We start from the raw sequence: 18029 nt of genomic DNA, 5'->3' as shown, positions 1-18029 counted from the left end.
AACCATGATACTTGTAAAATCTTTTGTTTTGTACCTTTGAAATAAACGACAAAAGCGGCGAAAATGTGTAATTTTGAACAAAAATAATGAATTCTTAGCAGGGCTTATCCGAATCAGAGTGGTTTGTTCTCTACAAAAATGAATAAATCAGTTCCAAAAGCATCTTGAACCTTTTAAGCAATGATTAAAGCAGAGATTATTACAATTGGGGATGAAATCCTGTATGGTCAGATTACAGACACTAATACACAATGGATTAGTGCAGAATTGGATAAAATTGGTATCAAAACCGTTCGAAAATCTTCGGTTGGTGACACGGAAGAGGCAATTCTTACTATTTTCTCTGAGGCTTCGAGTCGCGCGGATGTAGTATTAGTTACGGGAGGTTTGGGACCAACAAAAGATGATATTACCAAAAAAACGTTTTGTAAGTTTTTCGGTACTGAATTAGCAGTCCACGAACTAGCTCTAATTGACCTTAAGGCTTTTTTCCAAAAAAGAGGCAGAGAAGTTACAGGACTCAACTTAGGACAAGCCGAATTACCACTAAATGCCACCTATATTCAAAACAAACTAGGTACTGCACCTGGAATGTGGTTTGAACATAATGGGATTATCTATATTTCGATGCCAGGAGTTCCTTACGAAATGAAGGGATTGATGTCGGATGCAATATTACCAAGACTTCAAGGACACTTTAAAACTCCAACCATCTTTCATCAAATTATTAGAACAGTTGGGATAGGTGAATCTATTTTAGCAGAGATAATTGCTGACTGGGAGGATGCTTTACCAGAAAACATAAAACTTGCTTATTTGCCATCGATGGGAAGCGTCAAATTGCGCTTGACAGGTTTTGGCGAAAATGAGGAAGATATAAAGAAACAAGTTGCTTCCGAAGTTCAAAAACTTATTCCTATCGTTGAGGAGTTTATTTATGCTCTCGAAGATATCGAATTGGAAGTTGCCGTAGGACGACTTTTAAAAGAGAAAGGCTTCACCGTTTCGACAGCCGAAAGCTGTACTGGAGGATATCTGGCCCATCAATTCACCAAAGTGGCTGGCTCGTCAAGTTATTATTGGGGCAGTATTATTTCCTATGATAATTCGGTCAAAATTAATCAACTTGGTGTAAAACCAGAAACATTAGACCAATTTGGAGCCGTTTCGGAAGAAACTATTATTCAAATGGCAGAAAATGTGCGCCAAAGACTAGGAACAGATTTTGGATTAGCGACTAGTGGTATCGCAGGACCAGATGGAGGATTACCAGACAAACCCGTTGGTACCATTTGGATTGCTGTGGCTACAAAAGACAATACATTTACTCAAAAGCTACAATTAGGAGGCTTTAGAGAACAAAATATTCATTTAACTTCTATCAACATACTTAATTTATTGAGAAAAGTTTTGAAATAACTGAACAGTTTCGGATTTTCGGCCGAAAATGAGGTTTGAGTACACTCAGTGAACCGAAATTTAGACTTTACAGCCAAAAACAAAACAAAAAACTTACAATTATGGCTCAAATTGAAATTATTATGCCCAAAATGGGTGAGAGTATTATGGAGGCAACCGTGCTATCGTGGCTGAAGAAAGTTGGCGAGCGCATTGAGGCTGATGAATACTTATTGGAGGTGGCAACAGATAAAATTGATACCGAAGTCCCTTCATCGCATAGCGGGATTGTAAAACAGTACTTGGTACAGGAAGGTGATATAGCCGTAATTGGAAAGCCGATCTGTATTATTGAAACTGATGGCGAAGCCAGCTCTGAGCCAGTTTCAGAAACTATCGAAAAGGAAATTGAAGAGATTCAATCGCTTACAGGAATTAATTTAGACCCTACTAATCAGGCAATTACAGAGACGGTTCCTTCAGATACAACTAACCGTTTTTATTCTCCATTGGTCATGAGTATTGCCAATGAGGAAGGTATCTCAGCACAAGAATTATCTCAAATTGCAGGAACAGGTTCAGAAGGTCGTGTTACCAAACATGATATTTTGGCATACCTCCAAAATCGTAAAAATCCTGTAAATACGGCACCAAAAGCCGCTCCAACTCCTGTGGTTGAGGCAGTTAAAACCGCTCCAATTACGTTCTCTGGTCAGGACGAAATCGTGCAAATGGATCGTATGCGTAGAATGATTGCCGACCGTATGGTTGACTCAAAACGTATTGCTCCGCACGTAACTTCTTTCGTTGAAACAGATATGACCACGGTATCTTTGTGGAGAGAAGGTATCAAAAATAGCTTTAAAAAGGAATATGGTGAAAATATTACCTATACCCCTCTATTAATTGAAGCGGTGGTGAAAGCCATCAAAGATTTTCCAAAAATCAATGCTTCGGTGGACGGTGATAAAATTATTTACCGTAAAAATATCAATATTGGTATGGCGGTGGCTCTACCAAATGGCAACCTAATTGTACCTGTTATTCATAATGCGGATTCTTACAATTTGATTGGTTTAACTAAAAAAGTCAACGATATTACCCAACGTGCTCGTGAAAACAAGCTCAGACCTGCTGACCTTGAAGGTGGCACATATACTATCTCAAATATTGGCACTTTTGGTAATATCATGGGAACTCCAATCATCATGCAACCACAAGTAGCGATTATTGCTTTTGGGGCTATTCAGAAAAAACCATCTGTCATAGAAACACCTCAAGGTGATTTAATTGGTATTCGTCAGAAGATGTTTATCTCTCACTCTTACGATCACCGTGTGGTAGACGGCTCACTTGGAGGACAATTTGTGAAACGAGTTTCTGATTATCTAGAAGGATTCGATCTAAAACGCAATCTTATCTAACAATCATCTAAAAGGTATCTAATCCTCAAAGAAGGTGATGCAAAGTATCAAGCTTTGTCCAGTCTTCTTTGAGGATTTTTTCTATATTGTCAAAGGCTACACGCTCAAAAATATGCTCCACCCTTCCTCTTTTTAACCACAATATTTTATCACAAATTCCTGTAAGGGTTTCTAGGATATGCGAGGTTAGAATAATGATTTTCCCTTTTTCTTTTAATTTAACAATAATTTCTTTTAGCAAAAAACTGGATTCTAAATCGAGTCCATTAAAAGGTTCATCCAAAATCATTATGGGTCTATCAAGTAACAATATGCTCAGTAATGCCAGCTTTTTTTTCATCCCAGTAGAAAATCCTTCTATTTCTTGAGTCAAAGGTATATCCAGCATTTCTGCCCAAGATTGAAAGTCTACCATTTGTCCATCCTTCACAAAAATGTGAAGATATTCTTGTGCAGTTAAGTGCGGATAGAAATAATTATGCGTTTCGAGCATCGCAATTGATTGCTGACCCAATACTTCATTTTGAAAATGAATTGTCCCATGCTCTGAAGGCAAAAAACCTGCTATTAGATTCAATAAAGTAGACTTCCCTGCACCATTTAACCCTAGGATACCAAGTATTTCTCCGCCCTTTATTTCAAAGGAAACATTTTCTAAAACAGGCTTTTCTCCATATGAAAAACTAAGATGATTGACGTTAAACATAAAAGTAGGTTTGAAGGTTTTTAATAGCTTTTGGATAGAAAACAGCAAAAAGTATGATGGAAATAGGGAAAAAATAGGGCAGCAACATTCCCAACAAAATCATTCCAACATACACTTTTCCAGATGTGACAGATTCATTCGGGATATAGGATTTGTATTTATTTAAAATCAATACGATAAAATTGAGAAAATAAAAGAACAGTAAAATCAAATACGCCAACCAGTGTTCAGGAAAACGGAATATATACCATAATACAATTGGTGCGACAAACTTGCCAAAAAGAAGAGACTGAGTAAGTATTTTTTCCTTTAAAAATCGTCGAGCGCTGCTATGCTCTAGTTTTAACACCAAAAAGCTCTCGCAATGATTGTAACAACCTGCCAAACTAATAGTTACCACCCCTAGTCCAATAAATCCTGCCCAATGCCATACCCCAATTGCGATTGTCAACAGATAGAGGCTATATATCCCCCATCCGTTTCGTCGAAAGTGAGCACGCCATTCAAACTGAGCTGGAGGAATCCATGAGTGATTTAATTGAAAGCCTTGCCAATTGATTGCTAAATTAAGCTGTAATCTTGCCATAAGTGCAATTATCCCAATGGTTAAACTCCCATATAGCCAATTTTGACTCCAGAGTACATTCCACACAACAAAAGGAATTGAGAACATTTCGTATTCGAAAAGAAATACAAGCCATGTTTTTTCCAAGAAAATTTGTTGCAATAATCGTTTATCTTTTCGGTTTTGGTGAAAAGGAAAATATGAAAAAGGAAGAAATAGAATCCAATAGGGACTTATTTTAGAAATACCAATCAGTTGCATGAACAAGCCTGACAAAAGACAAACGGCTAGAAAAGTATATATCCAACCTGTTTTTTGAAGAATTGAAATTAATTGTCTATATCTGAGAAAGCAGATCTTTTGTATCACCGCAACACCATTTTTAAATGAATCTAATTTATTACTCCTTATGAGTCGCAAAATTGAGGTATAATTACAAAAAAAGGCTACCCATTTGATTGGATAGCCTAAAAATTTATTCTTTTTCAAAATTAGAATTGCGCATCTGCTGGTTTCACATTCGGACGAATGATTCTCAACCATGTCAAAACTTTAATCACTGGATAAGTTGGGTCGATTTCGTACCATTTTGCACCAAAGTTCATGTTGTTAGGCAATTTGTGGTGGTTATTTTGGAACAATTCACCCATCATCAAGAAATCAAAAATCAATGAATTTCTTGATTTATCGTGGTTATCAAAATTTTGGTATCCATACTTATGACCAGACCAGTTTACGATAGCACCGTGGATAGGTCCCATCAAAAAGTGGATTGGTAATAAAAAGAAGAATGCCCAGTGCATATCGAAGTACACGAATGCAACGATATAAAACACCGAATAAGCAACTCCCCAACCAACGCGTGACATCCAGCTATCGCCTAATTTCTCAATAAAATTTGAGTAAGGATAGTTGTGATCAAAACGTTCTTCAATCTTAGTCTTGCTATTCAAAAGTGCATTGTAAATGTCTTTTGTTTTCCACATCATTGTGAACACGTTACTCGAAAAATGAGGTGAGTGTGGATCCTTCTCGGTATCGCTGAACGCATGGTGCATTCGGTGCAAAATCGCATAAGCACGAGGGCTCAAATAAGAAGAACCTTGAGAAACGTAAGTCAAAAAATAAAAGAAACGCTCCCAGAACTTGTTCATCAAAAACATTTTGTGCGCCGAGTAACGGTGCAAGAAAAATGTTTGGCTAAACAATGACAAATACCAGTGAATGATGAATGCGGGTAATACCAATTGCATGTGTAAAAGTTGTTTAAATGTTACAACAAATATACTCTTTGTTGTTCTAAATTGTTTTAATCATTAATTATTCTGACAAATGTCATTTTTCTTTCAAATTTAGTCGGGTTTAATCGTATGGTTTTCAGGAAAAGTACAAATTTTATCCTATTAACCTCCTCCATTTACAGGTTATGTTTTCCTAAAAAGAGGTCAAGGCAAACGATAAAAGATTTGCACCCATCTGTAATGCTTTTTGTCGTACTGGCTCGGGGTCATTGTACACAGATTGATCTTCCCAGCCATTGCCTAAATCACATTCATAACTATAAAAACATACTAATCTTCCTTCGTAAACCAGCCCAAATCCTTGAGGAGCTTTACCATCGTGTTCATGAACTTTTGGCAAACCATTCGTGAATTTAAACTTTTGGGAATAAATCGGGTGATTGTAGGGCAGTTCCACAAAACTTAGCTCTGGAAATACCTTTTTCATCTCTCTACGAACGAATTTATCGAGTCCATAATTGTCATCAATATGTAAAAAACCTCCACTCAACAGATACTTTCTAAGGTTTCTTGCTTCTGATTCTGAGAATACCACGTTTCCATGTCCAGTCATGTGGACAAAGGGATAGGTAAATAATTCTGGACTGCCTGGCTCCACAATATCTTCCTCAGGAAAAATATTCATTCTCAAATTACTATTGCAATACTTAATAAGATTTCCAAGCGATGTTTTGTTACAATACCAATCGCCACCACCACCGTATTTCATTTTAGCAATCTTAAAAGATGCTTGAGCATACGCAGGTTTAAATCCTAGGAAAAGTACAATTCCGAGTACAATGCAAGCAAGGTGTCTAAATCGCATCATATTGTCTAAATATCGTAGTTAAATGTACGGATTGTATATATTATTGATTCAATAAATTCGCTGTGTGACAAGCCACTAAGCCTGCTGTTTCAGTTCTCAAACGACTTTCACCAAGACTTACAGGTTTAAATCCATTACTTAAAGCCTGTTCGATTTCTTCTGGAGAAAAGTCCCCTTCTGGACCAATCAGCACGCAAATGCTTTGTTTTTGCATAGGAATATCTTTCAACAATGTTCTCTCTCCCTCTTCCAAATGCGCGATAACATGAAAGTTAGCTTCTGGAACATTCGCCAAAAAGCTTTTCCATGTCTGTATTTCATTAATTTTGGGTAAATACGCTTTTAAGGACTGCTTCATGGCGCCAATAGCCACTTTTTCAATTCTTGGTATTTTGATTTCCTTCCTTTCAGAATAACGGGTTTGAATAAAAGATATTTCATCTATGCCTATTTCGACACATTTCTCGACCATCCATTCAATCCTATCTAAATTTTTGGTTGGTGCAATCACCAAATGAAAACGATACGCTTGCTTTCCAAACGCCTGCTTTGTATCCAGTATGCGAAATTCACATTTTTTATCATGTGCCTTGCTTATTTCACAACGATATAATCCCCCTACTCCATCTATTACATGAATTTCATCTCGTTCCTTGAGACGCAACACTTTTATCGCATGACGAGACTCCTCTTCACTGAGTTGTTGTAATTTTTGAATTTCGGGTTGGTAAAATAAATTCATTAAACTTCTGTGTTAAACTTTAGATCTTGCGTATTCTATTGACTCCAAACAAATAAGGTCGCAAAAACTTGTTTTTTAGCTTTGCGACCTTGCCTTTTGACCCTGCAAATTTTATTCGTCGTGATCAGTTTTGAAAGAATAAAGCGTTGGATCAAGTCTGATGCTTCCAGTCAAGAAATCGTCTACAAACTTAGTTACAACTTCTTCTGAGATTTCATCTACATTCAAACATACGTCGATACCGATACCATATTCAAAATCCTCATCGATTTCGATATGTTCTGACAACTTGATTTCCTCATTCTCTTCCATCTCGTCGATTACTTCAGCAATGAAGATATCCACTTCCTCATCAAGCGCCTCATTAGGTTTGTATTTAGCCGAGCGTTGATCCATAGGCACGTATTTAGGAAATGCCTTTACTGCCTTTTTCTCAGCAGCTTCAAATACGACGCTACTATAATGCAAGCGCAACGTGTAAAGCACAGCATCATAAATTACTTCTTGGCCTTTGTATTCACCTACAAATTGAACATGTACAAACTCTTCAACATTGTCTGGTTCGTCATTTAGCTCATCTTCGAAGTACACAAATTTTTGACCAGCTTCTTGGCATTCTTGCTTTAATTGAGCGATTTCGGCTGGGTCAAACCCTAAATTTTTTGGTTGTGCCATAATTTTAACTTTAATAGATTTTCTTAATGTTTTGTCAAATATAAGAAAAATGCCCTCTATTTGTGAATAGAGGGCATTAAAATTATCGAATTAACAATAACTCACGGTATTTTGGTAAAGGCCATTCATCATCATCAACAATTAATTCAAGTTTGTCAACGCAATAACGGATGTCTTCAAAATAATTTTTGATTTTGTCACTGTACATTTTAGCACGTTCAAAAGCATCTTCTAAGTTGTTTGCTTCTTTACGAGCTTCAGTCATTTCATCTACCAACGTAGTAATTTTTGACGTGTACTGCGAAATCTTCTTAATCATCTCTACCGTAGGAGCATAATACTGCGGATCGATACCAATTTCTTTTTGTCCACGAACATTGTCTACCAATTGAGTTTGGTATTTCAACGAAGTAGACACTACGTGGTTGATAGCCAAATCGCCCATTACACGTGACTCGATTTGAACTTTCTTCATGTAGTTTTCCAATTCGATTTCAAAACGTGCGTGCATTTCTGTCTCACTGAAGATGCTGTATTTGGTAAACAACTCGATAGCAGAAGGCTCAATATATTTTGCCAATGCTTCTGGAGTAGTTTTCAAATTAGACAAGCCACGACTTGCTGCTTCTTCTACCCATTCGTCAGAATAACCATTACCTTCGAACAAAATACGCTTAGTTTCCTTCACATACTTTTTCAATACCTCTACGATAGCCAATTCCTTCTTAATACCTTTTTCGAGAATCACATCAACTTCTTCTCTAAATTTGATTAATTGGTTAGCCATAATGGTATTCAAAATTGTCATTGGCGATGCAGAGTTCGCAGAAGAACCAACCGCACGGAATTCGAATTTGTTACCAGTAAAGGCAAATGGAGAAGTACGGTTGCGGTCAGTATTATCCAACAACAATGCAGGAATTTTGTTGATACCCAAACGTAGGTACACGTTATCTCCTTTTTCTAACTTAATATCGTTCAAGTCAGAAAGATTTTCTAAATCATTCAATACACGACTCATTTCGGTACCAATGAAAATAGAGATAATTGCTGGAGGAGCTTCGTTTGCACCCAAACGGTGTTCGTTACCAGAAGTAGCAATTGAGGCTCTCAACAAGTCTGCATGGTCGTGTACCGCTTTGATGGTATTCACAAAGAACGTCAAGAAACGAAGGTTTTCTTTTGGTTTAGTTGAAGGACCCAACAAGTTAACACCTGTATCTGTTCCTAAAGACCAGTTATTGTGTTTACCAGAACCGTTGATCCCCGCAAATGGTTTTTCGTGGAATAACACTCTCAACTTGTGTTTAGCAGCCACTTTATTCATCAAGTCCATCAACAAAGCATTGTGGTCACAAGCCAAGTTAACTTCTTCGAATGTTGGAGCTACTTCAAATTGAGCTGGCGCAACTTCATTGTGACGAGTACGTACTGGCATACCCAACTTCAAAGCCTCCAATTCAAAGTCTACCATAAAGGCGTTGATTCTTGAAGGAATCGAACCAAAATAGTGATCTTCTAATTGCTGACCTTTTGCAGGTGAGTGACCAAATACTGTACGACCTGCCATCATCAAGTCTGGACGAGCATTATACAATGCTTCATCTACCAAGAAATACTCCTGTTCAGCACCTAAAGTAACTGTTACTTTTGATACATCACGGCTGAAGTATTCATTCATTACTTTGGTGGCGGCCTTGTCGATTAACTCAATTGATTTCAACAAAGGAGTTTTGTAGTCAAGTGCTTCACCAGTATAAGAAACAAATACAGAAGGAATACAAAGCGTGGCAGTTCCAGCTGTGTTTTCCATAATGAAAGCAGGAGAAGATGGATCCCAAGCAGTATAGCCACGAGCTTCGAAAGTAGAACGGATACCTCCATTCGGGAATGAAGATGCATCTGGCTCTTGTTGAACCAAAGCACTACCTTTAAATTTTTCAATTGCTTTACCTGTATGAGTCACATCAAAAAATGCGTCATGTTTCTCAGCGGTAGTACCCGTCAATGGTTGGAACCAGTGAGTATAGTGTGTGGCACCTTTTGAAAGTGCCCAAGATTTCATCGCTGCTGCTACCTCATCGGCCGCCTCACGGTCTATCTTCTTCCCATCTTGGATAGCATTGGTAATTTTGAGATATGCTTCTGGACTAAGGAGCGAGCGCATCACTTCGTCATTAAAAGTATTACTGCCATAAAAGTCAGTTACTTTTTCAGTAGGCACTTTAACAGGGACAGTCTGGCGTGACTGAGCCAATTCAAGAGCTTTAAATCTTGCTATTGCCATAATTTGAAAATATGAATTTTGGTTGACAAAATTGTTTGCAATCCAAAAATAGACAATAGATTCATAAAAACAATCAGGATTTTTTCAGAAACCCGTATAAATACCCTAATCTGATTTTAGTATTTCTCCCAAATCTAGTCTATTCTACGTACAGTATATATACACTAATTGCATTTTTACCTTAAAACAAGTTTAAAAAACATCTACTATTTCGAAAAAAAACGAAAAAATCAGTAATTAAGGCTTAAGTACAAACTATCAAATGATTTCAAAATAAAATCTTTTAAGAAAAAATTGTATTTTTCTAATAAATATAGAAAATATTTTGCATTTTTCTTTTATCGCAAAATTATATCTTGTACTTTTGAATATCACAAAATATAATTCGCATTACGAGGAATATTAGCATTTATACAGATAGTATTTTTTACTTAAAACTGACGAATGCAAACAAACAAGTTAAATTTTAAATCTTTTTTTAAATTTTTTTTGTATTTTTCTCATAAACTAGTTTATATTTGTACCAAGAATTACGAAATAATTAACCAATCAATAAAAATCAGTTAAATTATCATGGCAAAAGCAAAACTTGAGTATATCTGGTTAGATGGATACAAACCAACTCAGAGTCTACGTAGCAAAACTAAAATTGAAAACAATTTTAGCGGAAAATTAGAAGACTGCGATATGTGGTCATTCGACGGTTCATCAACAGAGCAAGCTCCAGGTGGTTCTTCTGACTGTTTATTGAAACCAGTATTTATTTGCAATGACCCAGCTCGTAGAGATGCGTACTTGGTAATGTGCGAAGTTTTGAACGCTGACGGTACTCCACACGAATCTAACGGTCGTGCTACTATCGAAGATGATGATAACGATTTCTGGTTTGGTTTTGAGCAAGAATATTTCTTGTGGAACTTAGAAACTGACAAACCTCTTGGCTTCCCAGCTAACGGTTATCCTGCTCCACAAGGACCATACTATTGTTCAGTAGGTGCTAAAAATGCTTACGGTCGTGATATCGTTGAAGAGCACTTAGACATCTGTTTGGACGCTGGTTTGAATGTTGAAGGTATCAACGCTGAGGTTGCTGCTGGACAATGGGAATTCCAAATCTTTGCTAAAGGTGCAAAAGAGGCTGGTGACCAAATCTGGGTTGCTCGTTATTTGTTGGAAAGATTAGGTGAGAAATACAACGTAGCTATCAACTGGCACTGTAAGCCACTAGGCGCAACAGACTGGAACGGTTCAGGTATGCACGCTAACTTCTCTAATACTGTATTACGTACTTGCGGAAGCAAAGAAACTTACGAAGTTATTTGCGAATCATTCCGTCCTTACGTTGCAGAACACATCGCTGTATATGGTGCTGACAACCACTTGCGTTTGACAGGTAAGCACGAAACTCAGTCGATCGACCAATTCTCTTTTGGTGTATCTGACCGTGGTGCTTCTATCCGTATCCCAATCGCTGCAGTTGAAAAAGGTTGGAAAGGCTGGTTGGAAGACCGTCGTCCAAACTCTGCTGCTGATCCATACAAAGTTGCAGCTCGTATCATCAAAACTGTTAAAACTGCTAACGTTTAATCAGCATAATGATATATCTGAAGCCCACCCTAAAGGTGGGCTTTTTTATTTGTGCCCACTTCCAAAATATTTATAAAATGAACGTACCTTTGCTGAAAAATATATAGGCCGTGTTAGAAAGATTGTATTTTTTAGTGAGATATTACCTGTATTGGATTATCTACTTTATCATCAGCAAAGAGGTTTTCGTTCTTTATCATTTCAATAAATTCCATGGACTCGATACTTGGACTCAAGTCAAAATCTTTTGGGTTGGGCTTCGTTTGGATGCTTCATTTGCTGCTTACCTAAGTATTTTACCATTTACTTTATTGGCATTTTCAATAAACCCAAAAATTCAAAAGTCAATTTTTAGCTTTGTAAAATACTTCACCTATCTCTGTATAATCATTTGCACGCTGATAGTAACCATAGATTTGGAACTCTATCGAGCCTGGGGATTCAGGATAGATGCAACGCCATTAATGTATTTGAGCAGTCCTGACGAAATGATGGCTTCCGCAGGAGCTTCACCCATTGGACTATTAATATTTATCTGGGTAGTCATAAGTATCATTTCAATTCTTGCCTTTCATTTCCTTTTTCAAAAGGTAAGATTTGAAAAACTTCCTTGGCTCAACTTTCCAATTGTGCTTTTTTTTGCGGCTGTGCTCATTATTCCTATTCGTGGAGGTTTACAATTGGCCCCTATCAATCAGAGCGCAGTATATTTCTCAAACAAACTATTTGCAAACCATGCTGCCATTAATCCACTTTGGAATTTTGCAGATTCTTGGTTTAATAAAACAGCTGACAAGGGTAATCCTTATCAATATCTACCTACCAGAGAGGCCGAATCAGAAGTATCAAGAACCTTACAGAATAGCTCACCAACGACTGAATATGTTACAGATACAACGATAACGAAACCCAATGTTTTAATCATCACTTGGGAGAGTCTTACCGCAAAAGTGTTTGATAAAACAGGTGGAATAAAAGGTGTTTTGCCCGAATTAGGTAAAATTGCTGACGAAGGTATCCTTTTCAGGAACTGTTTTGCCAGTGGTGACCGTTCAGATAAAGGATTGATTGCCATTTTGAGCGCATTTCCTGCTCAACCAACGGCTAGTGTAATGACTATGCCAAAGAAGACGGCTCATTTGCCTATTCTGAGTCAAGATTTCAAAAAACAGGGATACCGTACAGCATGGTATTATGGTGGAGAGCCCGAATTTGCCAATATAAAATCGTACATGTTGGCGGGTGAATTCGACCAATTAATTACCAAAGAAAACTTTGACCCAAAGGATATGAACTCCAAATGGGGTGCTCACGACCATGTGGTTTTCAATCGACTGTTAAACGATTTGAATGGGCAAAAAGAGCCTTTCTTTGTTAATTATTTTACCCTGAGTAGTCATGAACCCTTTGAAGTACCTATGGAAACGGTTTTTAAAGGTGATGATATGAAAGATAAGTTTATCAATGCTCATCATTATACGGATAGAAGTCTAGGAAAATTTATCGCTGAAGCGAAAAAACAAGATTGGTGGAAAAATACCATCGTCATCATTGTCGCAGATCATGGACACCCACTACCCAAGGACGATAAAAAAATTGACAATTTTCATATTCCAATGGTTTGGACTGGTGGAGCATTGAAGGTAAAAGGAAAAGTAATCGATGCCATTTGTTCTCAAAATGATTTGGTGGCTACGCTCCTAGCACAGCTTCGCATGCGCAATCCAGCCTATCAATGGTCAAAAAATATATTTCAACAAAATTATCAACCGTCGGCATATTATGTATTCAATGATGGTTTCGGGTGGGTCGCTCCAAAAGGATATTTTGCCTTTGACAATCAAGGTAAAAACCTTATCGAAACCACAGGAAAAGTCGATTCAAACCTTGTAAAACAAGGAAAAGCATATCTTCAGTTATCATTTCAAGCATTTTTGAATTTATAGCTGTAACTTTGCCAAATAGATTTCAAAAAGATTTATGCAAAATACTGAGAATCACACGGATAAAAAGAAAGTAGCCTTTTATACCTTGGGCTGTAAATTGAACTATTCGGAGACATCAACGATTTCCCGAATGTTTGAATCGAAAGGGTATGAAAAAGTAGAGTTCAATCAGAAACCCGATATATTTATCATCAATACATGTTCGGTAACCGAAAATGCCGATAAGAAATGTAAGAAAATTGTCAAGGAAGCCAACAAAATCAACCCTGATGGCTACGTGACAATTATTGGTTGTTACGCTCAATTGAAGCCACAAGAAATTGCTGATATTGAGGGAGTTGATGCCGTTTTGGGTGCGGCAGAAAAGTTTCAATTGATTGACTTGTTGGATGGTTTTGTAAAAGAGCCAAGTGGACAAAAAGCCAAAGTTTACAATCAAAATATCGAAGAGGCCATTGATTATCATACCTCTTATTCTTTGAATGACCGTACACGTACCTTCTTGAAAGTACAGGATGGTTGTGATTACCCTTGTGCATATTGTACCATTCCTTTGGCACGTGGAGCCAGTCGTTCAGACAGTATTGCCAATGTGGTAAAGGCAGCACAAGAAATTGCAGCAAGTGGCGTAAAAGAAATCGTATTGACAGGTGTGAATATTGGGGATTTTGGTTTACGTAACGGCACAAGAGAAGAAACTTTCTTCGATTTGGTCAAAGCACTTGACGAGGTAGAGGGAATCAATCGCTTTAGAATCTCGTCTATCGAACCAAACTTGTTGACAGATGAAATTATCGCATTCGTAGCGCAGTCAAAACGCTTTGTACCGCACTTCCATATCCCATTACAATCGGGTTCTAACAAAGTTTTGGGCTTAATGCGTCGTCGTTACAAAAGAGAATTGTATGTAGATAGAGTTCAAAAAATCAAAGAACTCATGCCCGATTGTTGTATTGGCGTTGATGTCATTGTAGGTCATCCAGGTGAAACAGAAGAAGAGTTTTTGGAAACTTATAATTTCCTAAATGAACTTCCTATCAGTTATTTGCACGTATTCACTTATTCAGAACGTGAAAATACCACTGCATTGACGATAAAACCCGTAGTGCCACAAAGCAAACGCGCAGAACGCTCGAAAATGTTACATATATTATCAGACAAAAAACGTCGATATTTCTATGAACAACAATTAGGAAAAAACTTTGAAGTGTTATTTGAAGAAGATGTGGAAGACGGACAAATGCAAGGCTTTACCGAGAATTATGTTCGAGTGACAGCCAAGTACGACCCGCTCTTAATCAATGAAACTAAGCAAGTTGCCTTGGTAAGCATTAATGAAAAAATGCTAGTGGAGGTTCAAGAAGCCGAAGTATTATTCGAAAGTCATTAAAACAAAAAAGGCTGTTCAGAGTTGAGCAGCCTTTTTTATTCTTTAAATCTTTTTAAGTAAAGAATTCAAAATATCTTTTAACATGTCCATTTCAGGCTGTTGAGTTGATGAAGGCTGAGAAGTTTCAACACTCAGCTTTGTTTCGTTAATAAAATTTGACAAAACAAGTTTTCTTTCTTCAGGGTTTGATTCAGCACATTTCATAGCTATATAAAACTTTCTAATTTCGATTTCTTTACTTTCATCTTTTAGCATTTCATTTAAATGAAATTGATACAAGTTTCTAAAATACCGAAGGATTGCAACGAAAAAACTTATTAGTAAAACTCCGATTATTGAACGTTTAATCAACTCGCTTAGTTGAGACTTTTCGGCTTCAAATTTATTGTTGATTTTCTCAACAATGTTAAGTATTGCCTTTTTGCTTGAGTTAATCGTTTCATTATCAAGGGTGATATTTTTATAATAAAGCTGAATTCCTTTATCTATTTTTGCAAGAAATTTCCTAGTCTCCAAATCATCTTTGTCCCTGTCTAAAATTCTATGCAGACTTGATTTAACATCATTTAGGTTATTGGTCTCCAAAAACTTCTCTTCAATTATATCAATCTCATGAAAAGTAAACTTCACTCTATTCGAATTATTATCATTCAAGAAATTCAAGATATTATCTTTTTGTTTTTCTCTATTTTCAGAAAAGCTCTTCATTTCCTCGAAAATATCATAACGATTCAGTATTCTAAATCTCTCCTCCACATCACTAACCTTTGCAATACTATCTGTCATTACAATCGAATTTGCAATTTGATTTAGATCTTCTATTTCTCTATATATCCCAATAGAGGAATCTATCATTAATACATATCCAAAAACAAGTGAGACAATTATAAAAAATAAGGTTAAACTAATAGTAGCACGTAGAAAAAAATTAGCAGATTTTCGACTTCTTTCAGCTTTCTTAACTAGAATCTCTAGCATAAAAGGAATGTAATCAAACCCATATTTCTCATCATCTTTACCTCTTGGTAAAACTTGAGATAATGCAGTATAATAACCAGCAGAGTCAAAGACCTCCTTTAGAATTCTAATATGAAATTTTTTCTTAGTCTCTTCTGCCTCAGTTTGGGAGTTTGTTTTTTTCGAAAAAGATATCCAAACAGAGTATAAAAATACCACCAGGACAGTCCCAAGAAGTGAATAAATTAAAAGGTCTTTTATCATAAATTTAAATAAAAATAAAACTATTAATTTTATTTAAAAGTAAGAAAATCTTAGACAAACACAAAACAAAAAAGGCTGTTCAGAGTTGAGCAGCCTTTTCTTATAACAAAACAAAACCACAAGAAACCAAACTTGTGGTCTGCAAAGATAATTAATATTCTTAGAATAATACTAACAATCGGCGAATTTTCTCCAAATTGTTCAATTACTCATTTTATCCTTTATATTCAGTAGATTATGAAGGGTTTCCGTCTTTAGGGAATTTTCTTTTCTTGAAAAATCTAGGGCGTGATGGCGCATAGGAAGCCATAATCTCATACACATCATTTGTACCTATTTCCTCAGCCATTCTCAACAACAACAAAGCACTCACCTCCGCATCCTCCATCGCATTATGGTGGTTAAAACGGTGATTGAGTTTGTTCGTAGCTAGTGTATTCAAGCCATAGCCCGGCTCCTCCTTCCATATTTTTTTTGACAACTCCAAAGAACACAACGAAGCATATCGAATCGGAGGAATACCATATAGTTCCAAAACGGTACTCAGCACCCCAAAATCAAACTTTCCATTATGAGCCACTAAGGTAGTATTTTCGAGATAAGGCTTAATTTCTGGCCATACTTGATCAAAAGTTGGTTGTTCCTCCAACAATTCTGCTGATAATCCATGCACACGAAATTGATAGTACCCTACCTCAAAAGGTTCAGGACGAATCAACCATTCTTTTCTCTCAGTAATCACGCCATTTTCGACTTTGACTGCCCCCAAAGCACACGCACTACTTCTACTATTATTGGCAGTTTCAAAATCTATTGCTGTAAAATTCATACTAATAACATCTTCATCACATCGGCTCAAATGCTTCCATAAAGGCAAAATCTGTAAACCAAATTCACTGAATATAAAATAAGTTTCTGTTCTCTATAAATGCAAATATCGGAAAAAAGGAGCGAAAATGGTAGAAAATAGATAGGTGATTCTAGTAATAGGTATGATTGTCCGATTAGTTTTAAGAAGGCTAAACCCTGATAATAAGTTTTCCCAAACGAGAACTTCTTGAGATTGGTGAAGACTATGTTATTTTTTACTTTAGTGGGAGGAAATTTAACTACCCTCACAAAGCAATTACACTTTTTATGATTGAATATTAATTTCTACTTTTGATTAGTGAGTGAATTTAGAAAGTATTAAAACAAACAATAATAAAAGTTATGATTCTGTACAAGCATTTAAGTGTAAATGATAATACAACTAATTCTTTAGAAGAAAACTATATATGGTTTTCTAGCCGCGAAGTCTTTAATGACCCATATGATTGTAAGGTTAGATTAGCTCCTATTACAGATTCTGAGATACAACACTTCGTTGAGCTAAAGCCAACTTTAAAAAGCTTAGATTTTAAAGAACTAAGTAAAGCAATTGAAAATGGGAAAATAGAATTTATGGATAATTACACTAGTTGCATGGGGGTATCTTGCTTTACATCAAAAAAAGACAATATCCTTATGTGGTCACATTATTCAGAAAAACATAAAGGAATTAGTCTAGGATTCGAAACTGATGAGCTAAAATTAATGAGCAAATCATCTCATACAGGGAGTAAAGTACAGTTGATTCCAGAAGAAGTAAACTACAGCGAACATTATCCTGAAGTTAACATAAAATTCAATTCCAATAACAACCTTAATTCTGAGTCTTTCAAGTATATTTTTTTAACGAAGGCTAATGTCTGGTCGTATGAAAATGAATATCGATATATATCTTTCGAATTAGGAAAGCACACCTTTAATAAAAATGCTCTCAAAGAAGTTATCTTTGGTGTTAACGTAATCCCTGATAAGAAAACTGAAATTATAGATTTAATAAAAAGTTCAGGGTATAAGAATATCAAATTTTATGAATGCAAATTGAACTCTATCAGTTATTCCTTAGATACTGAATTACTAAATACCTAAATAGATATATCTATACCAACAAA

At 36.3% G+C, this 18029-nt stretch carries 15 protein-coding genes; 6 read left to right on the top strand and 9 right to left on the bottom strand.

Annotated features, from left to right (window positions below):
* Positions 1–180 precede the first annotated feature (180 nt).
* Together QM524_RS04055 and QM524_RS04050 are read left to right on the top strand one after the other, a co-directional pair.
* The gene (locus QM524_RS04055; protein ID WP_283343609.1) at positions 181–1419 is read left to right on the top strand and encodes a competence/damage-inducible protein A; all 1239 of its coding nucleotides are present in this window, start codon (positions 181–183) and stop codon (positions 1417–1419) included.
* A gap of 101 nt (positions 1420–1520) precedes the next feature.
* Positions 1521–2822, top strand: a complete 1302-nt coding sequence (locus QM524_RS04050; protein WP_283343608.1) for a dihydrolipoamide acetyltransferase family protein — start codon at positions 1521–1523, stop codon at positions 2820–2822.
* Positions 2823–2847: 25 nt separating this feature from the next.
* On the opposite strand, the gene QM524_RS04045 is transcribed toward QM524_RS04050, so the two are convergent.
* The 7 genes from QM524_RS04045 to QM524_RS04015 all read right to left on the bottom strand — a co-directional run bounded on the left by QM524_RS04045 (position 2848) and on the right by QM524_RS04015 (position 9906).
* Positions 2848–3528 carry an ATP-binding cassette domain-containing protein gene (locus QM524_RS04045; RefSeq protein ID WP_283343607.1) on the bottom strand — a complete coding sequence of 227 codons (681 nt, stop codon included), beginning with the start codon at positions 3526–3528 and terminating at the stop codon, positions 2848–2850.
* The gene (locus QM524_RS04040) at positions 3521–4114 is read right to left on the bottom strand and encodes a hypothetical protein (RefSeq protein ID WP_283343606.1); all 594 of its coding nucleotides are present in this window, start codon (positions 4112–4114) and stop codon (positions 3521–3523) included. The genes QM524_RS04045 and QM524_RS04040 overlap by 8 nt, the downstream gene beginning before the upstream one ends.
* 470 nt (positions 4115–4584) lie before the next feature.
* Positions 4585–5346, bottom strand: coding sequence for an acyl-CoA desaturase (locus QM524_RS04035; protein WP_095165994.1), 762 nt, complete (start codon positions 5344–5346; stop codon positions 4585–4587).
* Between the two features lie 181 nt (positions 5347–5527).
* The gene (locus QM524_RS04030) at positions 5528–6199 is read right to left on the bottom strand and encodes a DUF4159 domain-containing protein (protein WP_283343641.1); all 672 of its coding nucleotides are present in this window, start codon (positions 6197–6199) and stop codon (positions 5528–5530) included.
* Positions 6200–6242: 43 nt separating this feature from the next.
* Positions 6243–6944, bottom strand: a complete 702-nt coding sequence (locus tag QM524_RS04025; RefSeq protein ID WP_283343605.1) for a 16S rRNA (uracil(1498)-N(3))-methyltransferase — start codon at positions 6942–6944, stop codon at positions 6243–6245.
* 111 nt (positions 6945–7055) lie between these two features.
* Positions 7056–7619, bottom strand: coding sequence for a hypothetical protein (locus QM524_RS04020; RefSeq protein ID WP_095165987.1), 564 nt, complete (start codon positions 7617–7619; stop codon positions 7056–7058).
* An 82-nt stretch (positions 7620–7701) separates the two neighbouring features.
* Positions 7702–9906 (bottom strand): glutamine synthetase III family protein, encoded by a 2205-nt coding sequence (locus QM524_RS04015; protein ID WP_095165985.1) that lies wholly within the window; start codon positions 9904–9906, stop codon positions 7702–7704.
* Between the two features lie 573 nt (positions 9907–10479).
* Here QM524_RS04015 and QM524_RS04010 point away from each other — a divergent pair.
* The 3 genes from QM524_RS04010 (at position 10480) to mtaB (ending at position 14829) form a co-directional block, all read left to right on the top strand.
* The gene (locus tag QM524_RS04010) at positions 10480–11493 is read left to right on the top strand and encodes a glutamine synthetase beta-grasp domain-containing protein (RefSeq protein WP_166577780.1); all 1014 of its coding nucleotides are present in this window, start codon (positions 10480–10482) and stop codon (positions 11491–11493) included.
* A 110-nt stretch (positions 11494–11603) separates the two neighbouring features.
* The gene (locus tag QM524_RS04005) at positions 11604–13439 is read left to right on the top strand and encodes an LTA synthase family protein (protein ID WP_283343604.1); all 1836 of its coding nucleotides are present in this window, start codon (positions 11604–11606) and stop codon (positions 13437–13439) included.
* Positions 13440–13473: 34 nt separating this feature from the next.
* Complete coding sequence (gene mtaB / locus QM524_RS04000; RefSeq protein ID WP_283343603.1) at positions 13474–14829, top strand: tRNA (N(6)-L-threonylcarbamoyladenosine(37)-C(2))-methylthiotransferase MtaB; 1356 nt, start codon at positions 13474–13476, stop codon at positions 14827–14829.
* Positions 14830–14871: 42 nt separating this feature from the next.
* On the opposite strand, the gene QM524_RS03995 is transcribed toward mtaB, so the two are convergent.
* Positions 14872–16050: a hypothetical protein gene (locus tag QM524_RS03995; protein WP_283343602.1), complete on the bottom strand. Its 1179-nt coding sequence runs from the start codon at positions 16048–16050 to the stop codon at positions 14872–14874.
* Between the two features lie 235 nt (positions 16051–16285).
* Positions 16286–16879 carry a 3'-5' exonuclease gene (locus tag QM524_RS03990; RefSeq protein WP_166577782.1) on the bottom strand — a complete coding sequence of 198 codons (594 nt, stop codon included), beginning with the start codon at positions 16877–16879 and terminating at the stop codon, positions 16286–16288.
* Between the two features lie 383 nt (positions 16880–17262).
* Here QM524_RS03990 and QM524_RS03985 point away from each other — a divergent pair, with 383 nt between their 5' ends.
* Positions 17263–18006: a DUF2971 domain-containing protein gene (locus QM524_RS03985; RefSeq protein ID WP_283343601.1), complete on the top strand. Its 744-nt coding sequence runs from the start codon at positions 17263–17265 to the stop codon at positions 18004–18006.
* Positions 18007–18029: the final 23 nt, after the last annotated feature.

The sequence above is a fragment of the Flectobacillus roseus genome (genome assembly GCF_030056595.1).
GTDB lineage: Bacteria > Bacteroidota > Bacteroidia > Cytophagales > Spirosomataceae > Flectobacillus > Flectobacillus roseus.
Note: the sequence above shows the minus strand (reverse complement) of the source record. Positions and strands in the feature narration are given on the sequence as shown.

Excerpts from the sequence above, each read along its gene's own strand:
- QM524_RS03995 (WP_283343602.1), bottom strand. The coding sequence starts at position 16,050 with ATGATAAAAGACCTTTTAATTTATTCACTTCTTGGGACTGTCCTGGTG.
- QM524_RS04040 (WP_283343606.1), bottom strand. The coding sequence starts at position 4,114 with ATGGCAAGATTACAGCTTAATTTAGCAATCAATTGGCAAGGCTTTCAA.
- QM524_RS04010 (WP_166577780.1), top strand. The coding sequence starts at position 10,480 with ATGGCAAAAGCAAAACTTGAGTATATCTGGTTAGATGGATACAAACCA.
- QM524_RS04045 (WP_283343607.1), bottom strand. The coding sequence starts at position 3,528 with ATGTTTAACGTCAATCATCTTAGTTTTTCATATGGAGAAAAGCCTGTT.
- QM524_RS04015 (WP_095165985.1), bottom strand. The coding sequence starts at position 9,906 with ATGGCAATAGCAAGATTTAAAGCTCTTGAATTGGCTCAGTCACGCCAG.
- QM524_RS04035 (WP_095165994.1), bottom strand. The coding sequence starts at position 5,346 with ATGCAATTGGTATTACCCGCATTCATCATTCACTGGTATTTGTCATTG.
- mtaB (WP_283343603.1), top strand. The coding sequence starts at position 13,474 with ATGCAAAATACTGAGAATCACACGGATAAAAAGAAAGTAGCCTTTTAT.
- QM524_RS03990 (WP_166577782.1), bottom strand. The coding sequence starts at position 16,879 with ATGAATTTTACAGCAATAGATTTTGAAACTGCCAATAATAGTAGAAGT.
- QM524_RS04055 (WP_283343609.1), top strand. The coding sequence starts at position 181 with ATGATTAAAGCAGAGATTATTACAATTGGGGATGAAATCCTGTATGGT.
- QM524_RS04025 (WP_283343605.1), bottom strand. The coding sequence starts at position 6,944 with ATGAATTTATTTTACCAACCCGAAATTCAAAAATTACAACAACTCAGT.
- QM524_RS04020 (WP_095165987.1), bottom strand. The coding sequence starts at position 7,619 with ATGGCACAACCAAAAAATTTAGGGTTTGACCCAGCCGAAATCGCTCAA.
- QM524_RS03985 (WP_283343601.1), top strand. The coding sequence starts at position 17,263 with ATGATTCTGTACAAGCATTTAAGTGTAAATGATAATACAACTAATTCT.
- QM524_RS04050 (WP_283343608.1), top strand. The coding sequence starts at position 1,521 with ATGGCTCAAATTGAAATTATTATGCCCAAAATGGGTGAGAGTATTATG.
- QM524_RS04030 (WP_283343641.1), bottom strand. The coding sequence starts at position 6,199 with ATGCGATTTAGACACCTTGCTTGCATTGTACTCGGAATTGTACTTTTC.